Source organism: Comamonas sp. GW821-FHT11H03, from assembly GCF_058807955.1.
This window is the reverse complement of sequence record NZ_JBXARF010000004.1, coordinates 425,234-438,357: the sequence shown is the minus strand read 5'-3', so window position 1 is coordinate 438,357 and position 13,124 is coordinate 425,234. Positions and strand designations below refer to the sequence as shown.

The following is a 13,124-nucleotide window of genomic DNA, read 5'->3' as shown; positions in this document are numbered from 1 at the left end:
GACGACGGCAGAATCACCCCGCCCATCAGGGCTAACTTAGCGACTGGACGGTGTCCGGAACTACGGGGGCAAGATCAGAGGCTTGTGACAGCGGTGTCCTAGTCCGTCTCGCGGAGCTATCGAACAATGTTCGTTCGCCTTATAGGAAGAGCTGTCATTTTCAGAGTAGCCCATGTCTTCATATGGAAGTGATGCGAATGATGAAGGCCCTGGAGCTTTTTCCAACTGCTAAGGCTTCCTTACGCAAAAAATGCGATGCTTAGTCCGGGAGGCGGACAGCAGTGGGCAACCATAGGGCCGTGAGACGAACGAGGGCGGCATTGTTCTAGCCCGCCTAACGGAGCTATGGAGCAGAATTTCGTATAGGTGCTAGACCGCCTGCCGGAGACCTTCTAGAGAAACCATCTGCTGGATTGTTGCATTGCATTGATGCCCAATTCACTGTGGTAGCAGGCTGAACAATTGCGGTAGTTGCAGCGGTGCAAGCGCGTCGCTAGTTTGCCATTCGGAGCTGCTGTTGACTTATCAGCACGCGTACCGGGCAACTGATGCGAGGTGTGTAGGGGCTATGAGGCAAAGTTGCAGCAGTCGTTTGAAGGCTGCAGGCCTTATCAGCAGAACAGGGGCTAACAGGATGGCTTAAAAGGCCAGAAACCTAAGCTGGGCGCGCATTTCAAGGCTATTGAGCCTTTGTTGCCTGCTAATAAATGATAAGGTCTGAAGAAGTTGAAAACGCTTCTGTTTGCTATTCACACACATGCTCGACGACATCAAAAAAACACTCTGGGCCGCAGCCGACAAGCTGCGCGCCAACATGGATGCGGCGGAATACAAGCACTTGGTGCTGGGCCTTATCTTTATCAAATACATCTCTGACAGCTTCACCGGCCACACCGCGTTGCTGGCCCAGCGTCTGCGTGACCCGCAAGATGAGCTGTTTTATGGCGATGCCGCCGATGAAGACATTGCCTCGGAGCTGGAAGACCGCGACTACTACACGGCAGACAACGTGTTCTGGGTGCCTGAAGGTGCCCGCTGGGAAGACCTGCGCGCTGCCGCCAAGCAGCCCGACATTGGCAAACGCATTGACGATGCCTTGGCGCTGATTGAAACCGAGAACCCCAAGCTCAAAGGCATTTTGGATAAGCGCTACGCCCGCGCCCAGTTGCCTGATGGCAAGCTGGGTGAGTTGGTCGATTTGGTGTCCACCATTGGCTTTGGCGACACGCCAGACCAAGCGCGTGACGTGCTGGGGCAGGTGTACGAATACTTCCTTGGCCAGTTCGCCAGTGCAGAAGGCAAAAAGGGCGGCCAGTTCTACACGCCTGCATCTATCGTGAAAACGCTGGTGGCTGTGTTGGCCCCGCACGAAGGCAAGGTGTACGACCCCTGTTGCGGCTCAGGTGGCATGTTTGTGCAGTCCGAGAAGTTCATTGCCAGCCACGGCGGCCGCATAGGCGATGTGTCCATCTATGGACAAGAATCCAACCCTACCACCTGGCGCTTGGCTGCCATGAACTTGGCGATTCGCGGCATTGACTTCAACCTGGGCAAAGAGCCGGGCGACACCTTTGTTCGCAACCAGCACCCCGACCTGCGTGCCGACTACATCCTAGCCAACCCGCCCTTCAATATCAGTGACTGGTGGCACGGCAGCTTAGAGGGCGACCCGCGCTGGCTCTATGGCACGCCGCCACAAGGCAATGCCAACTACGCTTGGCTACAACACATGCTGCACCACCTGCACCCCACAGGCCGCGCTGGCATTGTGCTGGCCAATGGCTCCATGTCATCCAGTCAAAACAGCGAAGGCGAGATTCGCGCTGCCATGGTGCAGGCCGATGTGGTGGAGGTCATGGTGGCGCTGCCCGGCCAGTTGTTCTTTAACACCCAAATTCCCGCCTGTCTGTGGTTCCTCACCAAGGCAAAGCCCGCGCAACGCAAGGGCGAGGTGCTGTTTATTGACGCCCGTAAGCTGGCCAGCATGATTAGCCGCGTGCAGGCTGAGTTGACCGACGAGGTGATAGAGCGCGTTGCCAGCACCGTGGCCGCATGGCGTGGTGAGGCGGAGGACGGCGCTGCCTATGAAGACATTGCTGGTTACTGCCGCAGCGTGCCGCTGGCCGAAATTGCCCAGCACGGCCATGTGCTCACCCCCGGCCGCTATGTGGGCGCGGAAGAGGTGAAAGACGACGACGAAGCCTTTGCCGAGAAAATGCAGCAGTTAACCCAGCAACTGGGTGAGCAAATGAAAAAGGGCGCGGAGCTGGATGCGGTGATTCGCCAGAAGCTGGGGGGGCTGGGGTATGAGTTCTGAGTGGACTACGTCCAGCCTGCTTGACCATTATGAGGTGCGGTCGGGGCTATCCAAGCCGGCAAAGGACTTCGGTTCAGGCTACCCTTTTTTGACATTCAAGGATGTCTTTTACAACTACTTCACCCCGGAGTCCTTGGGCGATTTTGTTCAGTCCACACAAAAGGAAAGAGAGGGATGCTCCGTCTTGCGTGGCGATGTCTTCCTAACAAGAACCAGCGAAACAATGCACGAACTCGGGATGAGTTGTGTCGCACTGCGGGACTACGAAAACGCCACATTCAATGGATTTTGTAAACGTCTCAGGCCCAAGCCTGAAAGCGAATTATTGCCGGAGTATGTAGGCTACTACCTGCGCAGTCCTAAATTCAGACAGGCAATGCTGGCTATGTCGACAATGTCTACAAGAGCCAGTCTCAATAATGAAATGATTGGAAGGTTGGAAATTTCCTTCCCTTCTCGAAAATCGCAGATCCAGATTTCTGAGGTCTTGAAGTCACTTGACGACCGCATCACCCTCCTGCGCGAAACTAATGCCACGCTGGAGGCCATGGCCCAAGCCTTGTTCAAGTCGTGGTTTGTGGACTTTGACCCCGTCCACGCCAAACAACAAGGCCGCGTGCCCGAAGGCATGGATGCCGCCACGGCTGCGCTGTTTCCGGATAGCTTTGAGAAATCGGAGTTGGGGATGGTACCGAAGGGGTGGGCTTGGAAAACGCTTGCGGAATGCACTTCCTATTTAAGCCGAGGAATATCACCAAAATACGTTGAGGAAGGTGGTATTCCAGTTCTTAACCAAAAATGTATTCGTGACTTTTCCCTTGATTTTTCAAAATCTAGAAGGCATGACCCTGCGTTGCGAAAAATAGAAGGCCGGGAATTGAAAAAAGGTGATGTACTAGTTAATTCAACAGGCGTTGGCACATTGGGCCGTGTTGCACAAGTACTGCTGCTAAATGAGCAAACTATTGTTGACTCTCACGTTACTGTTGTTCGTGCTGCACAAAACATTAATACCGAATACCTAGGTTGCTTTATGCAATGGAAGCAACCAATCATCGAAGATATGGGCGAGGGCTCCACTGGTCAGACCGAGTTGAGTCGCCAGAAGCTGGGCCAGTTGAGTATCTTGCAGCCTGATGACAAATCGTTGTTTGTATTCGAGGCGGTGGTTGCACCGATGAAAGAAAGAGTTTCTGTCAATGAGACATTAATCCATAGACTAGCGACCCTTCGCGACACCTTGCTCCCCCGCCTCATCTCCGGTCAACTGCGCCTGCCAGAAGCACAAGCTTTGGTTGAGGAAGCCACGGCTGCATGAAAGTGATAGCTGCTTGCGCTTGGCTTTCCTTGCTTTGTGGTACATATCCACCTGAAGCCAAGAAACCACGGGCGCAAGCAGCTATGAAATTTGATGAATTCGTCGTGCATGATTGACGCATACAGCCTGCGCAGCACACGGGCTCAGGTGTATAGCAAATGGCGCATAGCTATGCACGTTGTGGCGCTGCAGTGCCAATTTGTGCAGTAAATGCACTTTTCTATACACGTGGGCGGCGATGTGTATAAAAATTGGCGTTTTCTATACATGTGTCGTTCCCCTGCTTATGGAATCCCTTTCCGCATTGCGTGCCGAGCGCTTTGATACGGCCCCCATCCTCAAGAAGCTGGCCAGCGCTAGCCGTCAACTGGCGGAGCTGAAAGGCATTGCTGCGTCCATTCCCAATCAAGGCATTCTCATCAACACCTTGGGCTTGCAGGAAGCCAAGGACAGCTCGGAAATTGAGAACATCGTGACCACACACGATGAGCTGTTCAAAGACGATTTGTCGCCCGAGAGCCAGATGTCTGCCGCCAGCAAAGAGGTGCTGAGCTACCGGCAGGCGCTGTACACGGGCTTCAGGCTGGTCAAGGACACGGGCTTGCTGACGGCCAACCACCTGATTGAGATGCAGCGTGAGTTGGAGCGTAACCATGCGGGTTTTCGCAAGCTGCCGGGTACGGCCTTGAAGGATGGGGCAGGGCGCACGGTTTACACGCCGCCGCAAGAACCTGATGCCATCGTGGCGCTGATGCGTGACCTGGAGCAGGCCATCAACGACCCGGATGCGGTGGCGGTAGACCCGCTTATCAAGATGGCGCTGATTCACCACCAGTTTGAGAGCATCCACCCCTTCTATGACGGCAATGGCCGCACAGGGCGCATTTTGAATGTGCTGTATCTGGTCAAGGAAGGGCTGCTGGATATTCCTGTGCTGTACCTGAGTCGCCATATTGTGAAGACCAAGGCCGATTACTACCGCCTGCTGCAAGCCGTGCGCGACGATGGCGCTTGGGAGGACTGGGTGCTGTACATGCTGGAGGCGGTAGAGCAGACGGCCAAGCAGACGGTGAAGACGGTGATTGCCATTCGGGATGCCTTGCTGGATTACAAGCATCGCATTCGTGAGCAGCACAAATTCTACAGCCAAGACCTCATTAACAGTTTGTTCATGCACCCGTACACCAAGATTGAGTTCATGCAGAACGACTTACAGGTGTCGCGGCTGACGGCCACCAAGTATCTGGATTTGCTGGCAGAGACGGGCTTTTTGGAGAAGCAGAAGATTGGCCGCAGCAATTACTACATCAACCATGCGTTGACTGGAATTTTGACAACACCTTAATAGGTAAAAAGAAGAAGCTGAGGGAGACAGAGTTGGTCACTACAAATGAGAATTTCGCGAAATTAGAGCAGTTGCTTCAGTCGATGGGAGCTAAGGCGACTGCGATGCCGCAAGCGAATGCTGACTATCAGCGGTTTATCGAAAAGTTTCCTGCAGAGCTGCTCACAGCTTTGTCGCTGGACCAGTATTGCGTGGGCAAGCAAAGTCGAGATTCGTTTTGCTGGTGGTTGGAGCGTGGGTTGGAGGGTGTGCTAGGCCGCTATATGCCGGGTACATCGCGTGGACATATTCTGTATTTTCTAAAAGATGGCTCGCTCTACAAGCACCGTCATTTGCAGGAGCTGAGCGATGCGGATGCTTTGCAATACGTGCTGCGTGTTCATGCGGCGCTGGCGCTGGCCAACCCTGAAGAGGGTTTGAGCTGGGTTGATGACGATGCACAGATTTATCAGCGCGCAGGCGTACAGCCTCGCGTAACGATGGGTGATGGGCGCAAGCTGCGCATGCTGGCGGCCTTTCATCCAGATGCGGTTTTGCCTATTAGCTCATCAGACCATGTGGCGCATTTTTTGAAGGTGCTTGGTTGCCAGCCTGCTGATATTCCGGCTGCCAATCATCCCGTTGCGCGCATGCTGTTGCTGCGCCGCTATTACGAGCAGGCAGCCCAGACCTGCCAGGGGCTGACGCCGCAGGGGTTTGTGCATGGGCTGTATGCGGATGGCTTGGGTTTGGCTCCCTTACGTGATGTGGATGATGTGCTGCGGCACTTTGGTGCGTTGCCTGGTTTGGCTGAAGGTCTGCGGGAGCATGGGCAGCTGGATGCTTTCTGCCAACTGGCCATGGCCTTGCATGAGGCAGGCTTGGACTGGTGGTTGACGCAGGCGCAGCTGATTCATGCGGGCCGCACTGATGACCCCAAGGTCTGGCAGACCGTTGTGGCGCTGGAGCTGGAGTTGCGTGGCGATGGCTTGTGGGTGCGCTTGGACGATGCTGGTTGGCAAAAGCTGGATGCCGATATAGCAGCAAAGGCGATTGACGCAGCGCAGGTGGGTGACAGGATTCCCGCGCTGGTGGGGCGCTCGGCCTGCTGGCCCGACGACTACGATGGCTCTGATACTTCGTTGACCGTGCTGTTGACGGGAGGTGCGGTGCGCAATGGCTATATCAAAGTGCCCAAGCTGCAGGCATTGTTTCCTGCTACCTGCATTGCGCCGGATGAAAAAACACCAGCGGCGCAGCAGTTCTCACTGGCCTTGCCCAATGGAGAGACCATATCTACAGCGGTTCTGGCTAACCGTGGCCGGATTCAGGCGCGTTTTGGCGCTTTGTTTGCACAGTCTGGATTGAAGGAGGGCGATAGGGCATTTATCACCAAGGAAGGTGAGAACGCATACCGGCTGTCGTTCAGCGAAACCAGGCCCGCGTCCCCTTCGGTACAGCCTTCCGTTATTCCTTCGCCACAGTCAGAGCCAAAGAAAGAGTCCATGAATTCCGTGCCTCTCAATCAAATTTTGTTTGGCCCACCGGGCACAGGTAAAACGTACAGCACAGTGACTAAGGCCCTGGAAATTTTGGACCCGCAGTTGCTGGCGCAGGTGAACACTGACGCGGCGCTTGATTGGGCTGAAAAGCGGGCGCGACTCAAACAACGATTTGATGCTTTGCATGGAGCTGGTCGTATTCAGTTCACTACCTTTCACCAGAGCTTCAGCTATGAGGACTTTGTGGAAGGCATTCGCGCAGTGAGTGATGATGAGACCAAGCAGCTGAGCTACCCGGTGGTGGATGGCGTATTCAAGTCACTTTGCGAGGTGGCTGCAGTGACCACCATCCAGCCCGTGGCAACGCCTATTGAGCTGGGACAGCGACAAGTGTGGAAGATGTCCTTGGGCAACACACTAGGGGACGATGCCGGTATTTATGAGGAGTGCGTGCAGGGGGGCTATATCTTGCTTGGCTACGGTGGCGATATTGACTTCAGTGGTATCAAGAATAAGCAGGATGTACTGACTAAATATCAGCAAGTGGATGCTAGCGTTGCTGATGGTGACTACTCGGTCACGAGTGTGGCCACTTTTATCTTGAAGATGAAGGTAGGGGACTTGGTGGTCGTGAGCGATGGCAACTATAAATTCCGCGCCATTGGTGAAATAACCAGCGATTACGAGTATGCAGGCTTACATGAGGTACATGACGATGGCTATGCACAGCGCCGTCAGGTGCGTTGGTTGCGCCAATACAGCCCGTCTTTGCCTTGCAGTGAGCTGTTAGAGAAATCATTTAGCCAAATGACGCTGTATGCACTGAAAGCTCCTAATTTGGTGCGCGCTAAGCTGCAGCGACTGCTTGGTACTGAGCCTGCAGTAGCTGATGCTTTCCCGTTCTACGTTGGGCAGACTATTGGGACAGGCTACAAGGTGCTTCGCATCAGCGATGACTTGGTAGTGCTGAGTAAGCCTCGTGATACGGAAAAAGTGTTGGAGTTGCCTCGACGCCCGATTGAAGCGCTGATTGCTTATGTTCGCCAAGGCAAGCTGACGGTGGAAGACATTCGCCAAAAACGAGTGTTTGACATCGTGCCTGATGCACCCCTGGAAAAATTTTTGGTGAACGGCTATGAGAATGTGTTGGCGGCCATGGCTCAGTGGGCATTGCAGCCAGCGCCAGTGCCAGCAGCATCTCAATCCACGGATGCGCGAGTCTTGGTGATTGACGAAATCAACCGAGGTAATGTGTCACGCATTTTCGGGGAGCTGATTACTTTGCTAGAGCCTTCCAAGCGCGCAGGGGCTTCGGAGGCGCTGTCGGTGACTTTGCCTTATTCCAAGTCCAAGTTTTCCGTACCAAACAATGTGTACATCATCGGCACGATGAACACCACCGACCGTTCTTTGGCTGGGTTGGATGTGGCCTTGCGTCGGCGCTTTGTATTCGAAGAGTTGATGCCGGACCCCGAGGCTTTACAGGGCATTGAGGTGGAAGATTCTGAGGTGAGCGTAGACATTGCCGCGTTGCTGCAGGTGATGAATGAACGCATTGAGGCATTGCTGGACAGAGAGCATCAACTGGGGCACGCCTATTTCATGCCGTTGCGTGAGAGCAATACGCTTGAAAAGCTGGCGCAGATTTTCAAAAATCAAATTCTGCCGCTGCTGCAGGAATATTTCTTTGATGATTGGGAGCGTATTGCCTGGGTCTTGAACGACCATCGCAAGCCAGAGGTGCTGCGTTTTGTGCAAAAGCACGGCAAGAGCTTGGAAACCCTGTTTGGCGGCAACCACGACGTGCAGGCTGTCAGTAAACGCTGGCGCATCAACCCAGATGCATTTGGGTCTCTGGCAAGTTTTGCTGGAGTGATATCCGTGTCTGAGCAAGGTGCTGCACAGGTGGGTGATGCCAATTGAAGCCGAACCTTGTCACCGTCCGGGAATATGCCCGGCTGACGACGGGAGAATGCATACCGTCTTTGGATGCGCATAACGTTTCGCCTTCTGCTTTTACCTGGCTGTGCGAGTTGCAAGGTCGATTGAGCAAAGGCGGCGCGAGTCTGCTTGAGGTTCAGGGGCAGACTTGGCTGAGATTGGATAGCTTGGTCGGGGTGGTGCAAACACCTTGTGGTACCACATTGGAGGTGTTGCCTAAGACCTTCTCCGATACAGACGATGTGCAAAGCAGTCGCAAGTTGCTACGCAAGATGGTGGCGGCCTTACTTGATTTGCCGGGCAAGGATGCGTCTATAGCGGTATTGGAGCGCTTTGATGTGCCGTTGACCGAGTGGGTAATGGCGCAGTTTATGCAGAACTTGCAGCAGTTGGTGCAGCAGGGCTTGCGCTCTGACTATGTTCGGTTGGAGGAGGAATTGCCGTTTTTGCGTGGGCAGTTGAACACGACTGGGCAAATGCGCCAGCCACCAGGCAGGGCTCATCTTTTCCATGTGCGGCACGACGTGTTTTCGCCTGACCAAGCGGCTAACCGTTTGCTGCGTCTGGCTTTGGAGCGAGTGCGTAAGGCTACTGCTCAGCCGGTAACTTGGCGTCTGGCCAATGAGTTAAGCCACAGACTAAGTGAGATTCCACCGAGTCCGCAGCCGCAGCAAGATTGGCGAGCCTGGGGGACGGGGCGCTTAATGGCGCGCTATCAGGCCATCAAACCTTGGTGTGAGCTGGTGCTAGGCGAGAGTATGCCGTTGGCCCTGAGGGGCGATTCTCTGGGGGTGAGTTTGTTGTTCCCTATGGAAAAGCTCTTTGAGAGTTATGTCACGTGTGCCTTGCAGAAGCAGATGGCAGGAGGGTTCGCCCTCACGGCTCAGCCGCGTCAGCATTCATTGGCCAAGCATCAAAACGCCGACATGTTCCAGCTGGAGCCAGATTTGTTGGTACATAGCTCAACTGGACCGGTCACCGTGCTGGACTGCAAGTGGAAGCGGATTGACCAGTCGCAATCCGATAGCAAGAGCAAATACGGTATTCAGCAAAGCGATATGTACCAGATGCTGGCCTATGGTTGTACTTACATGCAAGGCAAGGGTGAGATGTATCTGGTGTATCCGCGTTGGAAGAACTTCCAAGTTGCTCTTCCAGAATTTACGTTGCCAGGAGCACTGCGATTGCATGTGGTGCCGTTTGACTTGGACAGAGATGAATTATTGCTGGCGCAGCCTGCAGACTTTCTTCAGTTAAATACGAGCGCCAGACAGAATTAATGATTGGGGGACGAGGCAATGACAGAAGACCAACTCGAACAAGAAACGCTGGGCTGGCTGCAAGAGGTGGGCTACACCATTCGCCATGGCTTGAGCATTGCACCCGATGGCGATACGCCGCTGCGAAGCAACTACCAGCAGGTGGTGCTGCAAGACAACCTGCGTGAGGCCCTGCAACGGCTGAACCCCCAGATGCCACAGGCTGCGCGTGAGGATGCCTTGGCGCAGGTGCTGGACTTGGGCGTACCTGCACTGCTGCCGTCAAACCGGGCGTTTCACAAACTGTTGGTCAATGGTGTGCCGGTGAGCTACCAGGTGGACGGTGAGACTCGTGGCGACTTTGCCAAGCTGGTGGATTGGGGCAATGCTGCCAACAACCAGTTCTGGGCGGTGAACCAGTTCAGCATCAAAGGGCAGCGCCACACGCGCAGACCGGATGTGGTGTTATTTGTGAATGGCATGCCTCTGGTGGTGATGGAGCTGAAGAACCCCGCAGACGTCAACGCAGACATCTGGATGGCCTACGACCAGCTAGAGACGTACAAAGAGCAAATCCCTGAGCTGTTCCGCACCAATGAGTTGCTGGTGATTGCCGATGGCACGGAGGCGCGCATGGGGTCACTGTCAGCCGACGCTGAGCGCTTCATGCAGTGGCGCACGATTGATGGGGTAGAGATTGACCCACTGGGCAAGTTCAGTGAGCTGGAGACCTTGGTGCGCGGTGTGCTGGCCCCAGAGATATTGCTGGACTACCTGCGCTATTGCGTGCTGTTTGAGGATGACGGCAAGCTCATCAAGAAGGTGGCGGGCTATCACCAGTACCACGCCATACGTGCAGCCATTGCCCGTGTGTTACAGGCGGCGAACAAGGATGCATCTACAGCGGTGCGCGGCAAGGGTGGGGTGGTCTGGCATACGCAGGGGTCTGGCAAGAGCATCACCATGACCTGCTTTGCGGCCCGCGTGCTGCAGGAGCCGCAGTTGCAGAACCCAACTATCGTGGTCATCACCGACCGCAATGACCTGGACGGGCAGTTGTTTGGCGTTTTCAGTCTGGCCCAAGACCTGCTGCGTGAGCAGCCGGTGCAAGCCCATACCCGGCAGGAGTTGCGGCAGGCGCTGAGCAACAGGCCATCGGGCGGAATTGTCTTTGCCACGATTCAGAAGTTCATGCCGGGCGAGGATGAGGACACCTTCCCCGTGCTGTCTGAGCGCAGCAATATCGTGGTGCTGGCCGATGAGGCACACCGTACGCAGTATGGATTCGCGGCCAAGCTCAAGGTGCGCAAGGCGAAGTACCCAACTGCTGGCAGCAGTGCCCCGCTGACGACAGATGGTAAGCCGGTGGCGCAACAGGCGCAGTTTGCCCCTGCAGACAACGAAGTGCTGACCTATCAGGCAGGCTATGCCCAGCACTTGCGCGATGCACTGCCACAGGCCACGTTTGTGGCGTTCACTGGTACGCCTGTAAGCGGTAGCGACAAGAACACCGAGGCGGTGTTTGGCGAGCATATCCACATTTATGACATGCAGCAGGCCAAGGAAGATGGGGCCACAGTGCCCATCTACTATGAAAGCCGCTTGGCCAAGCTCAAACTCAATGAGGAGCTGCTGCCGCTGTTGGATGACGAAGTGGACGAACTGACTGAGGACGAGGAAGAAGAGCAGCAAGCCCAAGCCAAAAGCAAATGGACGGCCTTGGAGCAGGTGGTAGGCACGCAGTCACGCATTGACAGCGTGGCGCAGGACTTGGTCGAGCACTTTGAGACGCGCGATGCGGCAAGCCCCGGTAAGGGTATGGTGGTCGCCATGAGCCGCGATATCTGCGTGCATCTGTACGACGCAATCATCAAGCTGCGTCCAGACTGGCACAGCGATGACCCAGAGAACGGTGCTATCAAGATAGTGATGACGGGCAGCGCCAGCGACAAAGCCCTGCTGCGCCCGCATATCTACGGCAACTCCATCAAGAAGCGATTGGAAAAACGCTTCAAAGACCCGGCAGACCCTCTCAAGCTGGTTATCGTGCGCGACATGTGGCTGACGGGCTTTGATGCTCCGTGTGTTCACACCATGTACGTGGACAAGCCCATGAAGGGCCACAACCTGATGCAGGCCATCGCCCGCGTGAACCGTGTGTTCAAGGGCAAGCAGGGCGGCTTGGTGGTGGACTATCTAGGCATTGGCAATGAGCTGAAAGCCGCGATGAAGGAGTACACGGCCAGCAAGGGGCGAGGCAAGCCCACTGTGGATGCCCATGAAGCATTGGCCGTGATGCTGGAGAAGCTGGACGTGCTCAAGGCGTTGCTGCATGGCTATGACTGGAGCAACTTCCGCACGGGTGGGCACAAGTCGCTGGCTGGCGCTGGTGACCATGTACTGGGACTTCCACCTTCAAAGCCTGGAGGTGAGCGCGATGGCAAGAAGCGCTTTGCTGATAATGCGCTGGCCTTGGGTCAAGCCTTCAGTCTGTGCTGTACCTTGGATGAAGCCAAGGCGCTGCGCGATGAAGTTGCCTTTATGCAAGCCGTCAAGGTACTGCTGACCAAGCGGGACGTCAGCAAGAAGAAGCTAGATGACGCAGCCAAGGATGCAGCGGTTCGCCAAATCATCAATCAAGCGGTGGTGAGCGAGCAGGTGGTGGATATCTTCTCTGCTGTCGGTCTGGACAAGCCCAACATTGGTCTTCTGGACGACGACTTCCTGGCTCAGGTGAAGAACCTGCCGGAGCGCAACTTGGCCGTTGAGTTGCTGGAACGTCTCTTAGAGGGGGAGATTAAATCGCGCTTTGCCACCAATGTGGTGCAGCAGAAGAAGTTCTCCGAGATGCTGGGCAATGTGGTCACGCGTTACCAGAATCGCAGCATTGAAGCGGCGCAGGTGATGGAAGAGCTGGTCGAGATGGCCAAGAAGTTCCGTGAAGCCGCCAAGCGTGGCGAATCGCTGGGGTTGAGTGAAGACGAAGTGAAGTTCTATGAGGCTCTGATTGAGAATGAGTCGGCGGCGCGTGAACTGAGCGACGAAATCCTCAAAAAAATTGCCCAAGAGCTGACGGACAGCTTGCGCAAGAATGTGACCGTGGACTGGGCCGAGCGTGAGAGCGTGCGCGCCCGTCTGCGCCTTATGGTCAAGCGTGTTCTGAAGAAATACAAGTACCCGCCAGATTTGGCTGATAACGCGGTGGAACTGGTGCTGGAGCAGGCGAAGGCACTGGGGGAAAGCTGGGTTTAAAGTGGCTTTGGACTGGACTTCTATTGCTCCAAAAAGCGACTTCAGTCTATAAGCAGTGAGCTGGTTTAGCTTCCCTTCAAACGCTTCATACGACGAGGACTGAATCGAAGTTCATTTTCGTCTTCTGATTTCATTGGTGAAAAATGAGCTGTCCAATAACGGAGGTGCGCTGCACCGGCTGCTCGTTCTCTGGGGTAATGACGCCCCGTCC

6 protein-coding genes are annotated in these 13,124 nt (G+C 55.1%); all 6 read left to right on the top strand.

Annotation, left to right across the window (positions count from 1 at the left end; translation table 11 throughout):
- The first annotated feature begins 757 nt into the window (after positions 1 to 757).
- The 6 genes from AC1RTQ_RS12470 to AC1RTQ_RS12445 all read left to right on the top strand — a co-directional run bounded on the left by AC1RTQ_RS12470 (position 758) and on the right by AC1RTQ_RS12445 (position 12,913).
- A complete protein-coding gene (locus tag AC1RTQ_RS12470; RefSeq protein WP_492876113.1) occupies positions 758 to 2,317 on the top strand; it encodes a class I SAM-dependent DNA methyltransferase in 1,560 nt (519 codons plus the stop codon).
- A complete protein-coding gene (locus AC1RTQ_RS12465; protein WP_492876111.1) occupies positions 2,307 to 3,635 on the top strand; it encodes a restriction endonuclease subunit S in 1,329 nt (442 codons plus the stop codon). Before AC1RTQ_RS12470 ends, AC1RTQ_RS12465 begins: the two co-directional genes overlap by 11 nt.
- Before the next feature lie 286 nt (positions 3,636 to 3,921).
- Entirely contained in the window at positions 3,922 to 4,980 is a 1,059-nt protein-coding gene (locus AC1RTQ_RS12460) for a Fic family protein (RefSeq protein WP_492876109.1), read from the top strand.
- Between the two features lie 32 nt (positions 4,981 to 5,012).
- Positions 5,013 to 8,384, top strand: coding sequence for a DUF8426 domain-containing protein (locus tag AC1RTQ_RS12455; protein ID WP_492876107.1), 3,372 nt, complete (start codon positions 5,013 to 5,015; stop codon positions 8,382 to 8,384).
- Positions 8,381 to 9,682, top strand: a complete 1,302-nt coding sequence (locus AC1RTQ_RS12450; protein WP_492876105.1) for an McrC family protein — start codon at positions 8,381 to 8,383, stop codon at positions 9,680 to 9,682. The genes AC1RTQ_RS12455 and AC1RTQ_RS12450 overlap by 4 nt, the downstream gene beginning before the upstream one ends.
- Positions 9,683 to 9,700: 18 nt before the next feature.
- Entirely contained in the window at positions 9,701 to 12,913 is a 3,213-nt protein-coding gene (locus tag AC1RTQ_RS12445) for a type I restriction endonuclease subunit R (protein ID WP_492876103.1), read from the top strand.
- Positions 12,914 to 13,124: the final 211 nt, after the last annotated feature.

Excerpts from the sequence above, each read along its gene's own strand:
- AC1RTQ_RS12460 (WP_492876109.1), top strand. The coding sequence starts at position 3,922 with ATGGAATCCCTTTCCGCATTGCGTGCCGAGCGCTTTGATACGGCCCCC.
- AC1RTQ_RS12470 (WP_492876113.1), top strand. The coding sequence starts at position 758 with ATGCTCGACGACATCAAAAAAACACTCTGGGCCGCAGCCGACAAGCTG.
- AC1RTQ_RS12445 (WP_492876103.1), top strand. The coding sequence starts at position 9,701 with ATGACAGAAGACCAACTCGAACAAGAAACGCTGGGCTGGCTGCAAGAG.
- AC1RTQ_RS12465 (WP_492876111.1), top strand. The coding sequence starts at position 2,307 with ATGAGTTCTGAGTGGACTACGTCCAGCCTGCTTGACCATTATGAGGTG.